This window comes from Jatrophihabitans sp. sgz311053 (genome assembly GCF_056135305.1).
This window is the reverse complement of the sequence record NZ_JBWAXP010000002.1, coordinates 1,558,723-1,578,731: the sequence shown is the minus strand read 5'-3', so window position 1 is coordinate 1,578,731 and position 20,009 is coordinate 1,558,723. Positions and strand designations below refer to the sequence as shown.

General features: G+C 73.6%; 20 protein-coding genes. 14 read left to right on the top strand and 6 right to left on the bottom strand.

Annotated features, from left to right (window positions below; all coding sequences use genetic code 11):
* Positions 1–66: 66 nt before the first annotated feature.
* Complete coding sequence (locus AC0NZQ_RS16330; protein WP_474531016.1) at positions 67–846, bottom strand: SDR family NAD(P)-dependent oxidoreductase; 780 nt, start codon at positions 844–846, stop codon at positions 67–69.
* A gap of 97 nt (positions 847–943) precedes the next feature.
* Here AC0NZQ_RS16330 and AC0NZQ_RS16325 point away from each other — a divergent pair, with 97 nt between their 5' ends.
* Positions 944–1,795, top strand: coding sequence for a helix-turn-helix transcriptional regulator (locus AC0NZQ_RS16325; RefSeq protein WP_474531015.1), 852 nt, complete (start codon positions 944–946; stop codon positions 1,793–1,795).
* 69 nt (positions 1,796–1,864) lie between these two features.
* Here AC0NZQ_RS16325 and AC0NZQ_RS16320 read toward each other — a convergent pair whose 3' ends face one another.
* Complete coding sequence (locus AC0NZQ_RS16320) at positions 1,865–3,100, bottom strand: MFS transporter (RefSeq protein WP_474531014.1); 1,236 nt, start codon at positions 3,098–3,100, stop codon at positions 1,865–1,867.
* A 144-nt stretch (positions 3,101–3,244) separates the two neighbouring features.
* On the opposite strand from AC0NZQ_RS16320, the gene AC0NZQ_RS16315 reads away from it, so the two are divergent.
* The 5 genes from AC0NZQ_RS16315 to AC0NZQ_RS16295 are packed head-to-tail and all read left to right on the top strand — an operon-like array spanning position 3,245 to position 10,332.
* A complete protein-coding gene (locus tag AC0NZQ_RS16315; protein WP_474531013.1) occupies positions 3,245–4,432 on the top strand; it encodes a glycosyltransferase in 1,188 nt (395 codons plus the stop codon).
* A complete protein-coding gene (locus AC0NZQ_RS16310) occupies positions 4,429–5,415 on the top strand; it encodes a glycosyltransferase (RefSeq protein WP_474531011.1) in 987 nt (328 codons plus the stop codon). Before AC0NZQ_RS16315 ends, AC0NZQ_RS16310 begins: the two co-directional genes overlap by 4 nt.
* Entirely contained in the window at positions 5,412–7,271 is a 1,860-nt protein-coding gene (locus tag AC0NZQ_RS16305; RefSeq protein ID WP_474531010.1) for a glycosyltransferase, read from the top strand. Before AC0NZQ_RS16310 ends, AC0NZQ_RS16305 begins: the two co-directional genes overlap by 4 nt.
* On the top strand, positions 7,268–9,481 hold the full coding sequence (locus tag AC0NZQ_RS16300) for a glycosyltransferase (RefSeq protein WP_474531008.1): 2,214 nt from the start codon (positions 7,268–7,270) through the stop codon (positions 9,479–9,481). The genes AC0NZQ_RS16305 and AC0NZQ_RS16300 overlap by 4 nt, the downstream gene beginning before the upstream one ends.
* Positions 9,478–10,332 (top strand): WcbI family polysaccharide biosynthesis putative acetyltransferase, encoded by an 855-nt coding sequence (locus tag AC0NZQ_RS16295; RefSeq protein ID WP_474531007.1) that lies wholly within the window; start codon positions 9,478–9,480, stop codon positions 10,330–10,332. The genes AC0NZQ_RS16300 and AC0NZQ_RS16295 overlap by 4 nt, the downstream gene beginning before the upstream one ends.
* 28 nt (positions 10,333–10,360) lie before the next feature.
* On the opposite strand, the gene AC0NZQ_RS16290 is transcribed toward AC0NZQ_RS16295, so the two are convergent.
* Both AC0NZQ_RS16290 and AC0NZQ_RS16285 read right to left on the bottom strand, forming a co-directional pair.
* A complete protein-coding gene (locus tag AC0NZQ_RS16290) occupies positions 10,361–10,615 on the bottom strand; it encodes a DUF2630 family protein (protein WP_474531005.1) in 255 nt (84 codons plus the stop codon).
* On the bottom strand, positions 10,612–11,163 hold the full coding sequence (locus tag AC0NZQ_RS16285) for a winged helix-turn-helix transcriptional regulator (protein WP_474531004.1): 552 nt from the start codon (positions 11,161–11,163) through the stop codon (positions 10,612–10,614). The genes AC0NZQ_RS16290 and AC0NZQ_RS16285 overlap by 4 nt, the downstream gene beginning before the upstream one ends.
* Positions 11,164–11,215: 52 nt before the next feature.
* Between AC0NZQ_RS16285 and AC0NZQ_RS16280 the strand changes: the two genes are divergently transcribed.
* Entirely contained in the window at positions 11,216–12,685 is a 1,470-nt protein-coding gene (locus tag AC0NZQ_RS16280) for an MFS transporter (RefSeq protein ID WP_474531003.1), read from the top strand.
* A 6-nt stretch (positions 12,686–12,691) separates the two neighbouring features.
* Here AC0NZQ_RS16280 and AC0NZQ_RS16275 read toward each other — a convergent pair whose 3' ends face one another.
* Together AC0NZQ_RS16275 and AC0NZQ_RS16270 are read right to left on the bottom strand one after the other, a co-directional pair.
* Positions 12,692–13,117, bottom strand: a complete 426-nt coding sequence (locus AC0NZQ_RS16275; RefSeq protein ID WP_474531002.1) for a PPOX class F420-dependent oxidoreductase — start codon at positions 13,115–13,117, stop codon at positions 12,692–12,694.
* A 10-nt stretch (positions 13,118–13,127) separates the two neighbouring features.
* Complete coding sequence (locus AC0NZQ_RS16270) at positions 13,128–14,456, bottom strand: aspartate aminotransferase family protein (protein WP_474531001.1); 1,329 nt, start codon at positions 14,454–14,456, stop codon at positions 13,128–13,130.
* Positions 14,457–14,777: 321 nt separating this feature from the next.
* On the opposite strand from AC0NZQ_RS16270, the gene AC0NZQ_RS16265 reads away from it, so the two are divergent.
* The 7 genes from AC0NZQ_RS16265 (at position 14,778) to AC0NZQ_RS16235 (ending at position 20,007) form a co-directional block, all read left to right on the top strand.
* A complete protein-coding gene (locus AC0NZQ_RS16265) occupies positions 14,778–15,347 on the top strand; it encodes a helix-turn-helix transcriptional regulator (RefSeq protein WP_474531000.1) in 570 nt (189 codons plus the stop codon).
* Positions 15,348–15,429: 82 nt separating this feature from the next.
* On the top strand, positions 15,430–15,654 hold the full coding sequence (locus AC0NZQ_RS16260; RefSeq protein ID WP_474530999.1) for a hypothetical protein: 225 nt from the start codon (positions 15,430–15,432) through the stop codon (positions 15,652–15,654).
* A gap of 66 nt (positions 15,655–15,720) precedes the next feature.
* Positions 15,721–17,754 carry a hypothetical protein gene (locus tag AC0NZQ_RS16255; RefSeq protein ID WP_474530998.1) on the top strand — a complete coding sequence of 678 codons (2,034 nt, stop codon included), beginning with the start codon at positions 15,721–15,723 and terminating at the stop codon, positions 17,752–17,754.
* Positions 17,751–18,554 (top strand): hypothetical protein, encoded by an 804-nt coding sequence (locus AC0NZQ_RS16250; protein WP_474530997.1) that lies wholly within the window; start codon positions 17,751–17,753, stop codon positions 18,552–18,554. The genes AC0NZQ_RS16255 and AC0NZQ_RS16250 overlap by 4 nt, the downstream gene beginning before the upstream one ends.
* 5 nt (positions 18,555–18,559) lie before the next feature.
* Complete coding sequence (locus AC0NZQ_RS16245; protein ID WP_474530996.1) at positions 18,560–19,345, top strand: bestrophin-like domain; 786 nt, start codon at positions 18,560–18,562, stop codon at positions 19,343–19,345.
* Between the two features lie 141 nt (positions 19,346–19,486).
* Positions 19,487–19,705 carry a hypothetical protein gene (locus AC0NZQ_RS16240; protein WP_474530995.1) on the top strand — a complete coding sequence of 73 codons (219 nt, stop codon included), beginning with the start codon at positions 19,487–19,489 and terminating at the stop codon, positions 19,703–19,705.
* A 38-nt stretch (positions 19,706–19,743) separates the two neighbouring features.
* Complete coding sequence (locus AC0NZQ_RS16235; RefSeq protein WP_474530994.1) at positions 19,744–20,007, top strand: hypothetical protein; 264 nt, start codon at positions 19,744–19,746, stop codon at positions 20,005–20,007.
* Positions 20,008–20,009: the final 2 nt, after the last annotated feature.

The following is a 20,009-nucleotide window of genomic DNA, read 5'->3' as shown; positions in this document are numbered from 1 at the left end:
CTAATCGAGGGCACGCAGCTCACATCGCGATCACGCGGGCCCGCGACGGCCGCCGAACCCCCTGACTCAGGCGGTCATCCCGCCGTCGGCGACCAGCAACGCACCGGTGACGAAGGAGGCGCGGTCGCTGAGCAGCCACGCCGCCGCCTCCGCGATCTCGGCCGGTTGGGCCGACCGGCCGAGCGGGATGCGCTGTCGCAGCGCCTCGATGACCCCCGGTGAGGCGGCCTCCCACTCTCCGATGAGCTCGGTGAGGGTGCTTCCCGGCGCCAGCGTGTTCACCCGGATGCCCTCCGGTCCCCAGGTCGCCGCGGCCGTGGCAGTCAGCTGATGCACCGCGCTCTTCAGCGCGCCGTAGGCGGGGAGGTCGGGGTTCGCGCCGAGCCCACCGACGCTGCCGGTGTTGACGATGGCGCCGGTACCGGCGCTGCCGCGGATGGCCGTCACCTCGGCCACCATGGCCAGCCAGGTGCCGCGCAGGTTCACCTCGTACACCCGGTCGAGGTCGGCGACCTCGGCGCGGTCCAGCGGGCCGGGCGGGGCGATGACCGCGGCGTTGTTGAAGGCGAGGTCCAGGCCGCCGAAGATCTCCACCGTCCGGGCGACGGCAGCGCGGATGCTCTCGGCGTCGGCGAGGTCGCAGCGCACGTACGCCGCACTCCCGCCGTCCCGCCGGATCTCCTCGGCGACGGCGGCGAGCTGCGTCTCGGTCCGGGCGGCGAGCATGACGCGCGCCCCCTCGGCGGCGAAGAGTCGTGCGGCGGCGGCGCCGATGCCGCGGCCGGCACCGGTGACGAAGGCGGTCTTGCCGGCGAGCATGCCGGCGTGGTGGGTGGGAGAGGTCATGTCCTCGACCCTGGGTCGCCGGCGCGCCGCCAGCCAGGCACAACCGGTACCAGGCTGCGGCCCCCGCGAGCCCGGTCCGGACTGTCAGACTGGCCGGGTGGACAGGCAGGAGCTCGGTCGCTTCCTCCGGTCTCGGCGCGAACGGATCGCCCCCGGTGACCTCGGCCTGCCCGTCGGACCCCGCCGGCGCACGCCGGGGCTGCGACGCGACGAGGTGGCCCGCCTGGCGCACATCTCGGTCGAGTACTACACCCGCCTCGAACAGGGCCACGGACCACGCCCCTCCCCCGAGGTGCTGACCGGACTGAGCCGCGCCCTACGACTCGATGCGGCGGCGGCCGGACATCTGCGCCTGCTCGCCGGCGAGGCGCCACCGTCGCAGCCGGGGCTGTCCCGCGAGGTCCGGGCCAGCACCCTGGACCTCGTCGACCGGCTCAGCGACGCCGCCGTGATCGTGCTCTCGGCCGACGGTGAGGTGCTGGCGTGGAACCGGTTGGCGGCCGCGGTGCTGGAGGACTTCGGCGCGCTGCCGCGGCGTGACCGCAACCTGCTGCGCCGCGCCTTCCTCGGCCCTCCCGGCCCGTCCGGCCGGCTCTACGGGATGGCCGACGCCGACGAGTTCGCCCGGACCTCCGTGCTCGCCCTGCGCGGCGTCACCGCCCGTTACCCGGACGATCCGGAGCTGGCCGCGCTCGTCCGCGAGCTCCTCGCGGGGAGCAGCGAGTTCGCCGAACTCTGGGACTCCCACGACGTGCTGGACCGGCCCCGCACCTGCACCACCTTCCGACACCCGCAGGTCGGGGACCTCGCGCTCACCGGCGAGACCCTGGACGTCCCCGGCCGGGACCAGCGGGTCATCGTCTGGACCGCCGCGCCGGGCTCGCCCGAGGCGCAGGCGTTGCGGCTGCTGGCCGTCATCGGCACCCAGCGGCTCGACGTGCCGGGCTGACGGCGGGGCTGACGGCGGGGCTGACGGCGGGGCTGACGGCGGGGCTGACGGTGGGGCTGACGGTGGGGCTCAGCGCGACCGTCCGTCGGCAGCGGCCGGCGGCCGGACCGAGAAGGCGAGCATCGCCGCCACCGCGAGGAGCACCGAGACCGCGATCAGGGCCCGCAGCACGGTGCTGTGCTCGCCGAGGAAGCCCACCACCGGGGGCCCACCGAGGAAAGCGCAATAGCCGATGGAGGCGATGACGCTGACCCGCGCCGCCGCGCCGGTGGGGTCGTCGGCGCCCGCGCTCATGCCGACGGGGAAGCCGAGCGAGACCCCGAGTCCCCACAGCAGCGCGCCGACGAAGGCCGTCTCCACGGACGGGCCGAAGACGAAGAGCAGCGAGCCGGCCACCGCCACCGCCGCCAGCCCCCGGACCACGACGACGCGGCCGTAACGGTCCAGCAGGTGCGGTCCGAACCATCGCCCGATCGTCATGGCCACCAGGAAGGTGGCGAAGCCGAGTACCCCGAAGACGTCGGCGGTGTCGTAACCGTCGATGACGGCGACGCTGATCCAGTCGTTGCCGGTGCCCTCGGCGAAGGCGAAGGCGAGGACGAAGAGCCCGACGAGCAGGGTCCGCGGCTCGCGCCAGGCCCGGCCGATCGACAGCGTCGTCACCTCCGGTGAGTCCGCGGCGGCGTCGGGGAGGAAGTCGCGCACCGAGGCGACGACGACCGCGATGACGAGAACTCCGACGACCGCGAGATGCAGCGACGGCGGCACCCCGAGTGCGACGAGCCCGGCGGCCGACAGCGCCCCGGCCACCGTGCCGACGCTGAACCCGGCGTGGAAGCGGGGCATGATCGAGCGTCCCAGCTCGCGCTCGACCAGGGCACCCTGCACGTTCATCGCGACGTCCCATGCCCCGTTGCCGAAGCCGAGCAGGTAGAGCGCGACGACGACCAGCGGCGTCCCGACGTGGTACCCGGCGGCGACGAGGACGAGTGCCCCGCCGAGCAGCGTCGCCATCAGCCGGACCGTGCGCCGCGATCCGATCCGGGCCACGAGCGCTCCGGACAGCGGCAGCGCCGTCACCGAGCCCGCCGCCAGCGAGAGCAGCACCAGCCCCAGCTGCGCGGGCGTGAGACCGAGGTGGTCGCGGAACTGCGGGATGCGCGCGGCCCAGGAGGCGAAGGCGAAACCGGAGCCGGCGAAGGCGATGGCGGTCGCCCGCGTCCCGCGCCTCACCTCGGGACGGACGGCAGCGACGGCGGCGGGGGTCCCGACCGAGCCGGGGACGTCGTCGGCTGGGGTACTCATCGGGCCAGTATCTCCGTCCGCCACGGTCGGCTCGCGGACGTCGTTCTCCCGCAGCGGTCACCGCATTGTCGGACCGGTGTGCTTGCATGGAACCGACTCCGCATCGAGACAACGGTGCGTGCCCGTCGTCGAAATCGGAGTCCTGTGTTCCGCAGCCTGCGTATCGCTGTCCTCGCGCCCTCGCACTCGCCCATCGTCGAGCCGTTCTCCGGGGGCCAGGCCGCCCACGTCTGGTGGCTGGCCCGGCTGCTGCTGGACCGCGGCCACGAGGTGACGCTCTTTGCGCCTCCCGGCACGGACGCCCGGTTGCCGCACGTCGACCTGGACCTCACCGGGCTGCGGCTCTCCGACGACGCCGTCATGGACGTCTCGATGCCGTCCGATCCGGCGATCCGCGAGCACCACGCGTACCTCAGCGTCATGCTGCGGCTGGCGGATCTGCCCGGCCGCTTCGACCTGGTGCACAACCAGTCGCTGCACTACCTGCCGCTGGCCATGGCACGGAACCTGGCGACCCCGATGGTGACGACGCTGCACACGCCCCCGACCCCGTGGCTGGAGTCGGCCGTGCAGGCCGGGGACGCGACCGGGGTGCGGTACGCCGCCGTCAGCGCGGACACCGCCCGCCGCTGGGAGCCGCTGCTCGGCCCGGTCGGGGTCATCCGCAACGGCGTGGACCTGCGTCGCTGGCCGGCGGGGCCCGGTGGCCCGGACCTGGTGTGGACGGGGCGGCTCGTCCCGGAGAAGGCACCCCACCTCGCCATCCGGGCGGCGGCGCGCACCGGTCGCCGGCTCGTGCTGGCCGGGCCGATGGCCGACCGGGACTACTTCAAGGACGAGGTCGAGCCGCTGCTGGACGAGCGCGCGGTCTACGCCGGCCACCTGGAGCAGCGGCAGCTCTCGCGACTCGTGGGGACGAGCGCTGCCGCCCTCGTCACGCCCCGGTGGAACGAGCCGTACGGTCTCGTGGTCGCCGAGGCGCTGGCCTCCGGCACGCCGGTGGCCGGCTTCGCGCGCGGTGGCATGCCCGAGATCGTGGACGCGAGCTGCGCCCGGCTGGTGTCGGACCGGAGCACCGAGGACGAGAGCGTGGCCGCGCTGGCGAGCGCCATCGACGAGGCGGTGACGCTGCGCCGGGCCGACGCCCGCGCTCGCGCCGAGTCGCACTGTTCGCTGGAGCGGATGGTCGACGCCTACGAGGAGCTCTTCGCCGACGTCTGCGGGGCGGCGCCGAGCATCACCGGTGACGTCGAGCTGAGCCTGCAGCACGACCTCGTTCGGAGTCGTCGTCGGGAGACCGCACCGGCGGTCGTCGCGGACGGGCGTCGGTGAGTCTGCTCGGCTACTACGTCCACCACCACGGCAGCGGCCACCTCGCCCGGGCCGGCGTGATCGCCCGCGCCAGCGCCGTGCCGGTGGTCGGGTTGTCGTCGCTGCCCGAGCCACCACGGCCCCACCCCTTCGCGGCCTGGGTGCAGCTGGCCGCCGATCCTGCGCTGTCGCAGCCGGAGGATCCGGAGGCGGGCGGGACGCTGCACTGGGCGCCGCTCAACTCGCCCGGCTATGCCCGGCGGATGCATCAGCTGGTGCAGTGGTGCGCCGCGGCGACGCCGGATGCGGTCGTGGTGGACCTCTCGGTCGAGGTGGCGGCGCTGCTGCGCCTCGCCGGGGTCCCCGTGGTGGTCATGACGCTGCCCGGCCGCCGCGACGACGCCGCACACCTGCTGGCCTACCGCCTCGCCGCCCGCATCGTGGCGCCCTGGCCGCGTGAGGTCTACGACCCGCCGCACCTGCGCGACTTCGGCGACCGGGTCTGCTTCGCCGGGGCCGTCTCCCGGTTCGACGGCGCGGACGGCACCGCGACAGCACCGGAATCGGCCGCGCCACGCCTGCTCGCCTTCACCGGCTCCGGTGGCGGCGCCCTGGACGACGCCGCCCTGCAGGCCGTGGCGGAGCAGCGTGGCTGGAGCTACCGCGCTGTCGGCGCCGGCCGATGGAGTGACGATGTCGGCGCCGAGCTGGCCGCCGCGACCGTCGTGGTGACGCACGCCGGCACCAACGCCCTGGCCGAGGTCGCCGCACTGCGCCGGCCCGCCGTCGTGGTCCCGCAGCAGCGCCCCTTCGCCGAGCAGGCGACGACGGCAGCCGCGCTCGCCGCCGCCGGCATCGCGGTCTCGGTCCGTCAGCCGGCGGAGCTCCCCGACGCCGTCGACCGGGCGCTGGCGCTCGGTGGGGCCGGCTGGTGTCGCTGGAACGACGGCGGCGGCGCCGCGCGGATCGCCACGCTGCTGACCCAGACCCTGGCTGCGGCGTGACGGCGCGGCCGCTGCTCGCCGTCGTCACCGTGGTGGCGGGACGGCACGAGCACCTGCGGCGCCAGCGCGCGCACCTCGCGACCTGCGCCGGGGAGGGTGTCCGGCACGTCGTCGTCGCTCTCGATGACCCCGCCGCGGCCGCGGTCGTCGACGAGGCGGACCTGCCCACCGAGCTCGTCTCGCTGCCCACCCACGCCGCCGGGCTCCCCGTCGCTGCCGCACGCAACGCAGGGGCCGCCGCGGCGATCGAGGCGGGGGCCCAGCTGCTGGTCTTCCTCGACGTCGACTGCATCCCCGCCCCGCAGCTGCTCGACACGTACCGCGACGCCGTCACCGCCAGCCCCGAGGCCATCGCCTGCGGTCCGGTGACCTATCTGCCGCCGACCCCGGCCGAGGGCTGGTCGGTGACGACTCTCGCCGCCGCCCGCGCGCCGCACCCGGCCCGTCCCGACCCGGCGCCGGGCACGTCGGAGCTGCTCCCGGCCGAGCTCTTCTGGTCGCTCTCCTTCGCGCTCTCGGCCGACCTCTGGCGCGACCTGGGTGGCTTCTACCCCGGCTACGTCGGCTACGGCGGTGAGGACACCGACTTCGCCGCGGTCGCCGACGCGCGCGGCGTGGACATGATCATGGTCGGCGGCGCCGACGCCTACCACCAGCACCATCCGGTGAGCCGGCCCCCGGTCGAGCACGTCGACGACATCGTCCGCAACGCCGCCGTCTTCGCCCGGCGGCACGGCCGGCTGCCGATGACCGGCTGGCTCGAGCAGTTCGCCGCCGGGGGTCTCGTCGAGCGTGACGCGCTGCCGCCCCGTCGCACCGACGCCGTCCGGGTGGCGACGATCCCGGCCCGGCACGAGTATCTCGACGCGGCGCTGCCCCCCACGATCCACCGGGTGCGGACCGATCGCGTCGCCGGCTGGGAGCCCGATCCGCTGCTGGCGGCCGAGACCCTCCTCGAGCTGCGCGACGAAATCGACGTCGTCCACGTGCACTTCGGCTACGACCACCTCGACGAGGCGGCACTGGCGATCTGGCTGGCGGCGCTGCGACGCGCCGCCGTGCCGCTGGTCGTCACCGTCCACGACCTGCGCAACCCGCATCACCCCACCCCGACCCGACACGAGCGGCAGCTGCGACTGCTGCTGGGTCACGCCGATCGCGCCCTCACACTCACCGAGTCCGCGGCCCGGGAGTGCGCCCGTCGCTTCGGTCGCCGCCCCGAGGTCGTCGTGCATCCGAGCCTCGTCGACACCGTGCCGACGGTCCCCACCTCGATCGGAGAGGTGCTGGTGCCGCTGAAGTCGGTGCGGGGCAACGTCCGCGACCCGCTGGCGGTCGTCCGCGCCGCTGCGGCGGGGGCGGCAGATGCCGGCGGTCGGGTGCGGGTGCTGGTGGAGCCGGCCGCGCTGGCCCGTGACGACCTCGCCGGCCTGGACCAGATCCCGCACGTGACCCTCGACGTCACCCCGCGGCTGCCGCACGACGATCTCGTGGGACGGGTGGCCCGCGCCCACGCCCTCGTGCTGCCGTACCGCTTCGGGACGCACTCGGGCTGGATCGAGCTGGCCCGAGACACCGGGACCGCGGTCGTCGCGCCCGACTGCGGTCACTACGCGGCGCAGTGGGACGAGGTCCGCAGCTACGGCAACAACGAGACCGCCGGCCTCGACGAGGCCAGCCTGCGCAGCGCCGTCGCGACCGCCTGTGCCGTCCCGCCGCCGCTGCCGGCCGATCGCACCGCGCGCGCGGCGGAGCGCGATCTGGTCCGGGCGTGGCACGACACGATGTATCGCGAGCTGGCCCGCGACACCGACCGCGAGCTGGCTGATCACGTCGATGACGGGGCGCGGACGTGACCGTGCTGCATCTGGTGCTCGGCCCGGCCGAGCACGGTGTCGTCCGGCACGGTCTGGAGATCGGCGGCGCCTGCGGGCACGAGATCGGCCGCGACGTCACCGACGTCGACCGGGTCAGCGCGAGAGACGTCGTCCACGTCCCCTTCACCGACCGTCTCTTCGGAGCCACCGTCGAGGCCGCGGTCGCGGCGTTCACCGAGCTCGCCGGCCGCGTCGCGGCACGGGGAGCCGCACTCTCGGTGACGCTGCACGACGTCCCGCACGACGACAGTCCGCTGCAGCGGCGACGGCGGGTCGGCTACGAGCAGGTGATCGCGCTGGCCCGCGGCGTCGTGGTGAACAGCCACGTCGAGCTGCGACTGGTCGGCGACGCCGCCGAAGGTGTCCACTCGCTGCGCCTCATCCCGCTGCCGGTGCACGCCGCCACGCCGGTCGACGCCGCCGTCGTCGCCGGACGGGTCGCCGTCCTGGGCTTCGTCTTCCCTGACCGTGGCTACGACGAGGTCCTCGCCGCACTGCCCGAGGGGGCACACCTCACCGCGATCGGTCGGGCCGCCGACGGCCACGAGGAGCTGCCGGCTCGCTACGCGGCGGCGGCCGGTGACCGCTGGCACTGCACCGGTTACGTCCCGGAGGCCGATCTGCCCCGCGAGCTCGCCGCCGCCGCGGTGCCGATCGCACCGAACGGTCGGGTGACGGCGTCGGCCTCGATCAACACCTGGATCGCCCACGGCCGCCGCCCCTTGGTCCCGGACTCCTCCTACGCCCGCGAGCTGGAGGCCGCCCGGCCCGGTGCGATCACCCGCTACACGCCGCAGACGCTGCCCGGTCACCTCCTCGCAGCCCTCGCGGACCCGGCGCTGACCCGTCTCGCCGACAGCGTCGAGCGCGGTCCGACCCTGGCCGACGTCGGCCGGGACTACCAGCACCATCTGGCCGCCTGCGCACCACCGGCGGCGCTGATCACCGAGCGCGGCGCGATCGTCCCGGACAACCGCTGGGACCTGCTCGCCGGCGTCGCGCCGCGAGCCGGCACGGTGAGCGTCGTCGTCCCGTACTTCGACGCGCAGTCCGCACTCGACCGCGTCCTGGCCGGACTGGCGGCTCAGACCCGGCCACCGGACGAGATCGTCGTCGCCGACGACGGCTCCCCCGCGCCACCCCGCCTCGACGCTGCCGGTGACGTCCCCGTCTCGCTGGTCCGGCAGGACGACCGGGGCTTTCGCGCGGCGCGCGCGCGAAATCTCGGCGCCGCGGCGGCGAATGGTGACGTCCTGCTCTTCCTGGACGCCGACACCGTCCCCGAGCCGGGGTTCGTCGCCGCCCTGACCCGCCTGCCGTTGACGAGCCCGGACGTGGTGACCGTCGGGCGCAGGCGGCATCGCGAGCCGGACTCCGGCGACGAGCTGCCCGAGCCGGCATGGCTGCGCGACAACTACGCCGCCACCGCCGACCTGCTCCGGGCCGACCGGCGCAGCTACCGCTTCCTCATCAGCGCACTGCTGGCGATGCCGGCCGCCCTCTTCCACGCCGTGGGCGGCTTTGACGAGCGCTTCGTCGGCTACGGCGGCGAGGACTGGGAGCTGGCGCACCGGTTGCGCTGCGCCGGTGGGGTGCTCGCGCACGTCCCCGACGCCGTGGCGTGGCACGACGGTCCGGACTGGGCCGGGCGTGGCGATGCGGCGAAGCGCGCGCGGGCCAAGAACGCCGAGACCGCGATCCTCGCCGCGCTGCTGCCGGATCCCGACGCCCGCGGGCCGGGGCGCTGGGCGCCCTACCCGTCGGTCGTCGTCCGCGGTGGCGTGATGAGCGACGTCGACGTGCTCGCCACCGTCCGCTCGGCCGGCGGTGCGGACTGCGCGTTCTGGTTCGACGAGATCACCGGACCGCGCCGCGATCTCGTCCTCGCCGACCCCGCAGTGTCGCTGGGTCGGCCCGGCCCCGATGTCCTGGCGCGGGCGTGGTGCCACGCCCGGCTGGTCGCCCCCGCCGACCTGAGCGAGCTGATGACCTGCGCCGCGCTCGCCGAGCGGCACGGCCGGGTCGTCACGCCGGCACTGGACCTCGTGGCCGCCCGCGCCGACGGCAGGGTGACGCGAGCCGGCGGCGACGAGGCGCTGCAGGCGCAGCTCTTCGGCCGCCACGACCGGTCGGCGCCCGCCCCGGCCCGCGTCGACGATCTGGCCGGCTGGCTGGTGGGACGGCGATGACACCCCGACCCGCTCCGACGAAGGTGGTGGTCTGGGGCAACTGCCAGGCACCGGCGCTGGCTGATCTGCTGCGGGACCCACTCGCCGGGCACGGCCTGCAGGTGGTGCCGGTGCCGCCAGTCTACCTGATCGACGAGGCCGACCTCGGCCGGATTCGCGCGGAACTGCGCGAATGCGCACTGCTGGTCAGTCAGCCGGTCTCCGACGAGTACCGCGTACCGGGCTGCGGGACGAACCAGCTCGCCGCCCTGCTGCCGCCGCGGGCGCGGCTGGTCCGCCTTCCCGTCGTCTACGACGTCGGTGCGTTCCCGTTCCAGGTCCGCGGCTACGACGACATCGGCCGTGTCGACGCCCCGGTCACCGACTACCACGACCTCCGCACCGTGCTCGCCGCGGCGGGACGTGCCCTGCCGGAGGTCCCGGCCGAGCGGCTGCGCGCGGTGGCCGCGGCGTCCGCGGCCGAGCTGCGCCGGCGTGAGGCCGGCCTCGACGTGGCTGCCGCCGACCTCGTGGCTACACCGACCGCGCTCTGGACCATGACCCACCCGACCAATCACGTGCTCGCCGAGCTGGCCCGCCGCATCCTCGCCGCGGTGGGCCTGGCCGGCGAGGTCCGGGCGCCCGAGCGCGAGTACCTCGGGCAGCGCCGCGCCCCGCTGGCGGCGGAGGTCGCCGCGGCCCGCGGCTGGGACCTGCCCGACGGTCGCGGCAGCTGGATCGTGGACGGCGTCGCCGTCGACGAGCGGTTGCTGGTCGACGAGCAGCTCGCCTTCTACCGCGACCGTCCCGAGGTCGTCACCGCGACGCTGCGTCGCAATGCGCCACGGCTGGAGCTGCTGGGCGTCCGGTGACGGCGACCGGCCGCCGCTGCCCTCGCGGCTACTGCCGGTAGCCCTCGACCTCGCCGACGGAGCGCTCGTGGGCGGTGTCGGGATCGCCGCCGATCTCCTCCTGCGCGCGCCGCTGGCGCAGCAGGTCCCACGCCTGGTCGAGCTGCTCCTCGAGCTGCCGGAGCCTCGTGCGGCCCTGCTCGTCGGGGCCGCCCGGCGTGGCACGCAGCGTCTTCTCCTCGGCGATGAGCTCGTCGATGTGATGCAGGATCGTCTTGTCGGTCGCACCGCTGGTCTCTGTCATGAGGTCGTTCTACCCCGCGACGGGGCCAAGCGCGCTCGACGCCCCGCCGCACCGCGGGCCGCCCGCCCCACGATCTGCGCCGGCGCGACGCGATGCCCCTGGTCGCAGACGGTCTCGACGTGGACCGGCGCATCGCAGTCGCGGTGCGTGAAGTCGATGGGGGCCCGGCCGTCCCTGCTCAGATGAGCCGCGCCCCAGGCGAAGAGGGCGAAGACGACCGGTGCGGCGTCGCTGCCGGCGGCGGTGAGCCGGTACTCGTGACGGGTGCGCTGCCCCGGCTCCCGGTACGGGACGCGCTGCAGCAGGCCGGCGGCGGTGAGCTCGCGCAGCCTGGTGGCGGCAACCGCCTCGGTGATGCCGACGCGGGCCGCGAAGTCGTCGAACCGGGTCGTCCCGTAGAGCGCCTCACGCAGGATCAACAGCGCCGAGCGGGTCCCGATCACCTCCAGCGCCGCCGCCGCGGGACAGGCGTCGGTCGACCAGGCCGAGCGGTCGGCCAGGACCCCGGCGAGCTCCACCGTGCCGGGGAAGGTGGCGTCGTTGGTCATGTCACCCATCCTAGCTTGACGAAAGCAGAGCCAGGGGCCGTATGGTCTGGCTATGCCTTTGCCTAGTCAGCTCGGTGACGCGCCCGGCCGTCGCGGTCTCGCCCTCGCCGTCCTCTCGCTCGCCGCATTCATGGCGAGCCTCGACGTCTTCATCGTCAACGTCGCCTTCGACGCCATCGGCGCCAACTTCCACGGCACGGATCTCTCGTCGCTGTCCTGGGTGCTCAACGCCTATGCCATCGTCTTCGCCGCCCTGCTCATCCCGGCGGGACGGCTTGCCGATCGCTACGGCCGCAAGGGCGGCTTCATCCTGGGGCTGGCGCTCTTCACCGCCGCCTCGGCCGCCTGCGCGGCGAGTCCGGGGGTCTGGTGGCTCGTCGGCTTCCGGGTGATCCAGGCGGTGGGTGCGGCGATCCTGACGCCGGCGAGCCTGGGCCTGGTGGTGGCGACGGCCCGTCCCGATCAGCGGGCGCGGGCGGTACGCATCTGGGCGGCCACCGGCGCCGTCGCCGCCGCCCTCGGTCCGGCGGTCGGGGGCCTGCTCGTGGCAGCCGACTGGCGGTGGATCTTCCTCGTCAACGTCCCCATCGGCGTGGTGGCGATGGCGGCGGCCGCGCAGCTGCTGACCCGCTCCCGGGACGTCACCGTCTCCCGGCTGCCCGACCTCGCCGGTGCTGCCGCTCTCGCGCTCGGCGTCGCCGCGCTGACCCTCGGGCTGGTCGAGGGACCTGACTGGGGCTGGACCGCTGCGGGCACGACGACCGCGTGGCTGGTGGCCGCCCTCGGCGTCGGCGCCTTCGTGCTCAGCTCACGGCGGCATCCTGCGCCGCTGATCGAGCCCGCCCTGCTGCGGGTGCGCCCCTTCGCCTTCGCCAACGCCACCGCGATGCTCTTCGCCATCCCCTTCGCCGCCGGCCTGCTCGTGCTGATCCTCTGGCTGCAGCAGGTCTGGGGCTACTCCGCGATCCGGGTCGGCTTCGCGGTGGCACCCGGCCCGCTGATGGTGCCGGTCTTCGCCGCGGTGGCCCACCGGCTGGCGCGCCGGGTGCCGATCGGCGTCGTGGTGGCGCTCGGCTGCCTCCTGCTCGGCGCCGGCGCCCTGCTCACCTCACTGCGCGTCGACGCGACGCCGGAGTACCTCGCCGAGGTGCTGCCCGGCTGGCTGCTGGCCGGCATCGGCGTCGGCCTGGCGTTGCCGGCGATCCTGTCGTCGGCCACCGTCGACTTGCCGGCCGACCGTGCCGCCACCGGCAGCGCCGTGGTGAGCATGACCCGGCAGCTCGGCATGGTCCTCGGGGTGAGCCTGGTGGTGGCGATCGTCGGCACACCGGTGGGGTACGCGGCGGCCCACGACGCGTTCCGGAATGCCTGGTGGGCGCTGTCCGCGGTCGCCGTCCTCGCCGCGCTCTTCGCGCCGGCGATGACGCCGCACTCCGACCGCGCCGCCCGAGGAGTGCGGTCCGCCGGGACGGCGACGGCCACGGACCCGGCATCTGCCGACGCGGTCCCGACCGCGCATTGAGGCGGCTCAGCCCATCGACTGGCCGTAGACCTTGGCGACCTGCATCGTCATGAGCACGCGGCGGTCCCGGACCATCACGGCGCGGTACTCGGCCCAGTCGGGGTGCTCCCCCGCTGCTGCCCGGTAGTACTCGACCAGCGCGTCGACGGCGGCGTCATCGAGTGCCTCCCCCGGCCCGACGAGCTCGACGCTGCCCTCGGCGGTGGCCCACGAGCGTCCGTCGGCGCTGGTCACCTCGATCGCGGCTCGCGGGTCGCGCCGCAGGTTGCGCGTCTTGGCCCGCCCCTCGGTCATCGAGACGCGGATGACGCCGGTGGCGCGGTCGTAGAACGGCGTCACCGGCGACAGCTGGGGCAGCCCGTCGGCCTTCAGCGTGGCGAGGACGCCGAGGCGGGCCTCGGCGAGCAGGGCATGCGGATCGAAGTCGCTCATACCCCTCGTCCTACCCGTGCGAGCCGAGCGCCTCGTCCAGGATGCCGAGCCCGAGGTCGATCTCCTCGTCCGTGGCGGTGAGCGGTGGCGCCATCCGGAAGACCCCACCCATGCCGGGCAGCTGCACGATGTTCATGTGCAGCCCCAGCTCGAGGCAGCGGCGGGTGACCGCGGCACCGAGCTCGTCGGAGCTCTGCTTGGTGGTGCGGTCGGTGACGAGCTCCATGCCGACGAGCAGGCCACGACCGCGGACGTCGCCGATCACCTCGTGCCGGGTGGCGAGCTCGCGCAGTCCCGCCAGCAGTCGATCGCCGGAATGCCGGGCCCGCGCATCGAGACCGTCGCGTTCCAGGACGTCCATCACGGTGTTGCCGACGGCGGCCACGAGGGGGTCCGAGACGTGCGTGGTGAAGAAGAGGAAACCGCGCTCGTGTGCGGTGGCCTCGATCTCGGCCGAGGTGACCAGGGCGGCCAGCGGCAGTCCGGCACCGAGCGTCTTGGAGAGGGTGAGGATGTCCGGGACGATGCCGTCGCGCTCGAAGGCGTACCAGCTCCCGGTCCGGCAGAGACCGGTCTGCGCCTCGTCCAGGATGAGCAGCATCTCCCGCTCCCGGCATTTGCGCGCGAGTGCTGCCAAGTAGCCGGGCGGCGGTTCGAGGACGCCGCCGGAGCTGAGGATCGGTTCGGCGATGAAGGCGGCGAGGCTGCCCACGGACTGCGCGTCGACGAGCTCGAAGCCGAAGTCCAGCTGCCGCTGCCAGTCCAGCTCGCCGTCGGCGGTGGTGAAGTCGGGACGGTAGCTGTTCGGCGCGGGGATGGCGAAGTTGCCGGGCGAGGTCGGGCCGTAACCCTTGCGGCCCGAGCTGTAGGTCGCGTTGGCCGCGGCGGCCGTCATGCCGTGCCACGAGCGCGCGAACGAGACGATCTCGTGCTTGCCGGTGACGAGCTTGGCCATGCGGATCGCGGCCTCGTTGGACTCGGCGCCCGTCGTCAACAGCAGCACCTTCTCCAGCGGTTCGGGCAGCGAGCCCGCCAGGCGTTCGGCGAGCTCGACGACCGGCCGGCTGAGCATGCCGCTGAAGAGGTGGTCCAGCGTGGCGACACCCTGCTGCACGGTGGCGACGATCTCCGGATGCGAGTGGCCCAGGATGGCGCTCATCTGACCCGAGGTGAAGTCCAGCAGCCGCCGCCCGTCCGCGGTGGTGAGGAAGCTCCCCGAGGCCGACTCGATGATCTCGCGGGTGAAGCCGCCGTGACCGAAGTAGCGGACCAGATGCCGATCGGCGCTGTCCCAGAAGGCGGAGGTCGAGGGGGCGCTGCCCGGCGCGGAGATCGTCATGCGCACACGCTAGAAGGCCTGCCGCGCGGCGTCCACGACGACGCCGCGCCGCTGCCGAATGTCCGGGACCATCCCGACCCGAACCGACACGCTTTTGCCGAATACCACGCATTACCGTGACTAATGCGCGGCCGACTGCATAATTCCGTCTGACCATCACGAGTCGAGCATCGGCGCGGTGGCGAAAACGGCGACACCAGCTGAGCGGCGGCAGCTGTTGTCGCTGAGTCGCGGAGGGCGCCTCGTGCAGCCGAATGGCATTCGGAGTCGTCGCCTGATGTGAGGCTGCGACTTCTCTGCGGCGATCCCCTGCTCATCGACGTGCTGCAGAGCGCACTCACCACCCTCGGCTGGATTGTCGAACCCGCCGATTCCGTCGCTCGTTCCGCGCGCGACCCACTCCTGGTGGCGATGAGTGACAGCGCGCCGCTCCACGACCCGGCAGCAGCTGGATCTTTCTCGCTCTCGGTCGTTCTCGCCGGCACCCGACTCACCCGGCCGTTGCTGTTGGCCGGCCTGCGCTTCGGGGCCGGCGCCTCGGTCGACCTCGATCAGTACATCGGCACCGCGGCGGCGCAGATCCATCGGCTGCTGCTCAGGCCGCCGAGCCCGGCGGATCGGGTCGCCACGATCGCGCGACTGGCCGCGATCGAGTCGCAGGCACGGCGTTTCGAGGCATTGTCCGATCGCGAGTGCGTGGTTCTCACGCACCTTCTCACCGGCCGGACGGCGGCAGAGATCGCAGCCCTCCACACCGTCTCGATGGCGACGGTCCGAAGCCAGATCCAGGCCATTCTCACCAAGCTGCAGGTGACCTCTCAGCCCGCCGCAGTGGCCATGGCGCATCGCGCGTGCCGGGATCCACGCATCGATCTTCATCAATTTCGATGATGCCTTCCCCGTCGGTGCCGATCGAGCATTGTGCTCGCCGACATCGCCCGATGTCGCATATCGAGAAAGAAGGAGAATCGCCATGTCGCAGGAAGACGCCGCGGCCTACGTGGCCCAGCTCAACCCCGAGCGCGCCAAGGAGATCGCCGACGACACCAATCCGCGCCTCGCCGACTTCGTGGCCGACGCCAAGAAGCAGAACTACGACGTGACCGAGGCGGAGCTCAAGGACGCCCTCTCCGGTGCGCAGAAGGGTCTCTTCGGGACCCTCGGCGAGCTCGCCGACTCGGTTCTCGGAACCGGCTGACCGACACCGGCCGGCGTCGCCCTCCCCCGACGGCGCCGGCCGGTTCACCCTTCGAACGGAGTTCGCATGCGCACCTCACCTGTGTCCGTACCGCTGGCGGCCCTGCTGGCGGCACTCGTGGCCGGCACCGTCCTGACCCTCAGCTGCGTCGCCTTCGGTCCCGCCCCCGACCGCTCGGTGGCGGCGGCCGCACCCGGCTCCGCCTCCGGTTCGGCCTCCGGTTCCCCGGCCGGGACGACGCCGCGGAGCCGGCCCGCCGCCACCGAGCCCCGGGGAATCGACGTACGGCCACCGCGGGACTGGGTGACCGGGCGGCCGACGCCGGTCTCAGTCGTCGTCGACGCCGCCGCCGGCAGCCGGGTCACCGAGGTGGTGCTGCATCCGTCGGCCGGCATCGTCGTCGCCGCGGCACCGCCGGTCGACCTCACCGTCGGAGCCGCCGATCCCCGCGTGGAGGTCTCGTTCTCGGTCCGCGTCCGCAGCCGGGTCAGTGGTTCGCTGACGGCCTCGGCCGTCCTGACCGGACCCCACGGGGCGGCCGAGACCGTGCGGCGTGTGCTGTACCTCGCCGAGGAGTCCGGCTCGGTGCTGAGCAGCTCGTCCGGGCCCGCCGAACTCGCCCTCGAGGTGGCCCGACGACGCCGCGCCGGGGAGGAGGTCCGGATCTACGACCGCCAGGTCGAGCGCGTCCGGCTCGGCGGCGCGGGGTCGTCGGTGGCGACCGTCGGTCACGCCGGGACGAACCTCGCCGTCGACGGCCGAGCCGCCTACCTCGACGCCAGGGGCCGAGCGCATCCCGTCCGCTTCGCCCGGGTGGCCCTCGTCAATCCCGCGGCCCAGACCGAGTACCGGGGCACCACCGACGGATCGGGGCGGTTCCAGCTCGACATCCCCGCCGCCGCCCGCGCCCGCTGCCTGGCCTGCCGTCTCCGCGTCGTCACGAGCTACCCCGGCGTCACCGTGCAGGACCTCGTCGACTCGCTGCCCTGGGGTATCGAGACCCGTGCTCTGGACCTTCGCCGAGCCGGCCGGGTCGAGGTGCGGTTGACGGCCAATCGCGTCGCCGACAACAACACCGCCTTCTCGGTGGGCGACGCGCTGGTCACCGCGCACGCCGGCCTGTCGACGCTGGGCCTGCCCGAGCTGCGCCCCCTGGTGGTGGACTACCCGACGACCCGGCTGACCTCCAGCTTCAACCCCGGTGGCGACGGCCTGCTCCACGTGCTGCGTGGCGATCGCTTCGACTGGGACGTGGTCCAGCACGAGTTCGGGCACTTCGTCGAGGAGTCCCTCGGGCTCACCGCCGGCGTGCAGGGCGGCCACGTCATCGGGCAGGGACAGGCCGCCGCCCACGGCATCACGAAGGGCGAGCAGCTCGCCTGGTCCGAGGGATTCGCGACCTGGTTCGCGGTGGCGGTCCAACGCGTCACCGACGCCGGCGTGCTGAACATCCCCGCGGTCGGCGACGACGACTACACCGACACCGAGGACGTCTCGCCGCCCATCACCTACTCCGTCGCCCGCGAGGAACGAGCGCTCCCCGGCCGGGGTCCGGACGACGAGCTCACGGTGCAGCGGACCCTCTTCGGTCTGGCCTTCGGCGACCCGGCGGCGGGCTGGGCGCCTCGGGGAGCGAGCGGTCTGTTGCGCACGATCGTGGCGGGTCGCGTCACGAGCCTGCCGCAGCTGCTCGCCCGGCTCCTGCCCCGCCCGAACGGCACCTGCGCACCCGAGCGGCAGGGCTCCGTCCTCGCCCCCGGCGGTGGCTGTGACACCGCGATCCGGGCAGGATGCGTCGCGGCCGAGCACGGCGCCGGTCCCCGCCTCGTCGCCGCCGCGCGCTGGACCCCCGGCTGGACCGCCGGGCCGAGCGGACCCGAGCGGCTCACCGCGTTCCGGCTCGTCGTCTTCGATGCCGACGGCAATCCCGTCGCCGTCACCCCGCTCACCGACCGGACCACCGCGCCGCTGCCCGCGGGGACGAGAGCGGTGCTGCGCGACGGTGGTCAGCTCGTCGTCTTCGGCTGGCGCAGCGACGGCTCCGCCGCCGGCCGGTTCTCCTCCTGCCCGCTCGGCGCGGGCCCCGGCGGGCTGCGATGACCGCGCCGCTCACCGTCGACGTCGCTCGCGCGGACAACCAGCTCATGATCGCCTACCTGTTGGCGCGCGGGCTCGAGATCCCGCCGCAGGTCGGTTCCCGGCTCTGCCCGGCGTCGGGGGGCGCGTCGGAAGTCCTCGACGACGACCTCGTCGCGGACTGCCTCGCCGACCACTGGCTGCTCTGCCAGGCGGTGCGTCCGGCGAGCCCGATGAGCCTGCGCTATCTCAGCGAGACCGGCTCGGCGCACACCACGACGTGGGGTCTCGGCGTCCCGCTGGTGCGTCGCCTCATGGCGGCGAGCGTGATCTTCATGGTCACGTTCACGGTGACGGCGACCTCGTCCCACGTGAGCCGGGGCAGCGGCGACATCTTCGCCAGCACGGGCTTCGACACCGCCGTCAACGAGGTGTTCCTGCTCAGTGCCGCCGGCATCGGGGCCTCCTTCGCCGGCCTCTTCAAGGCCAACGTGCACGTCTCGTCCTTCACCTACGAGCCGCGCTACGAGCCCACCTACTGGGCGCGGCTGCTGCTGGGACTGATCGCGGGCCTGGTCCTCGCCGAGGTCATCCCGCTCAGCGACGGCGACTCGGAGTCGCTGAGCAAGCCGGTGCTCGCCCTGCTCGGCGGCTTCTCCGCGGAACTGGTGTACAGCGTGATGACGAGCCTGATCGCGCTGCTCGGGACGCTCGTCCAGTCCCGCGGCGGCTCCTACGGCACCTCTGGCCAGGGGGCCTCGTCCGACGACGACCGCGCCGTCGTCTCGCGCGCGCGTCTCGCCGGGCGCGACGGGACGGGGTGATGGACGTGGACCGTTGGCTGCTCGTCCATCTGCCCACCTGGCAGCTCTTCCTGCTCTTCGGTGTCGGCGTCGAATGCGTCGCGATCGGCGTCATGATCGCGGTGCGCAAGCTGCTGCCCGGTGATCTCGGCTCCCGACGCGAGTCGCTGACCCTGACCTTGACACTCATCGCCGGCGTGTACGGCATCCTGCTCGGCCTTGTCGTGGTGACGCTCTGGACCAGCTACGACCAGGCGGCCGAGAACGTCTCGCACGAGGCGACGACCCTGGCACAGCTGACCCGGATGACGCGGGTCGGCTTCGACGCCGGGGCCCAGCGACGGATCGACACCGCGGCCCGCGCCTACGTCACCGATCTCGACACCAGAGCCTGGCCGGCGATGCAGCAGGGCAGGGACCCGGGCGCGGGTGAGCTCACTGCCGTCTACGCCGCGGTGGCGAGCATCCGCCCGCACGGCGAGGCACAGGACGCCGCATACCAGGAGATGACCCATCTGCTCACCGAGCTCACGGACGACAACCGCACCCGCGGCAGCGACGCCACCACCGCGATCCCGCTGGCGCTGGAGGTGCTGATCCTCGTCAGCGCCGGTGCCGTCTACCTCTGCCTGATCCTGGTGGCCGGCGAGTCACGCTGGCTCGACGCCTTCGTCGTCGTCGCGGTCACCGAGGTGCTCGCACTCACCCTGCTGCTCGCGCTGCTGCTGGAGTACCCGTTCTCCGGCTCGGTGCATGTCTCCCCCGAGGATTTCCACCGCGGCATCCTCGCCTCCGTCGTGGGGTCCCGGTGACCACCGCTGTCCCGCTCCCGACCGCGCGCCGGTCCAGCGGCGTGGCGCGCTCGCCCCCCTCGGCGACCCGGACTCTCCCACCAGCCCGGCACGACCCCTATCAGCTCCGGCATCACGCCGGACCACCCCAGAGGAGAACCCATGAGCACCACGATCGACATCGAGAAGGGCAAGCGCCGCGTTCCCGACGCGGAGACCGTGCGACAGGCCTTCGCCGGCCACCGCGTCCAACGCTGCGACGGCGACAACCTGCACTGCACGGTCGTCGTCGACGCCGACCTCACCGACCACCAGGCCGCGGACGTGCTCGCCAAGCACGTCCGCGCCAACCCCGCCGACTGGTCCGTCCGGGCCAGCTGAGGCCACCGATCCCGACCCGACACAAGGAGAAGATGATCATGACCGTCGAATTCAGGGAGCGCCGCAATCCGGTGCCGGCCAACCAGCGGGGCACCGTCCAGCTGTTCCTGGAGAACGACATCGACGACGATGTCGACGTCCGTTCGTTCGCGAACGCGGCGGCGCCCCGCCGCGCCGTCGTCACAGCCGGCTGGCACGAGGACGGTGGCCGCCAGCACCTGACCGTCGAGGTGTGGAACGGCAACACCCACCTGCACACCGCGCACGTGTTCCGCAACGGACAGCTGACCGCGTTCTCGTAGTC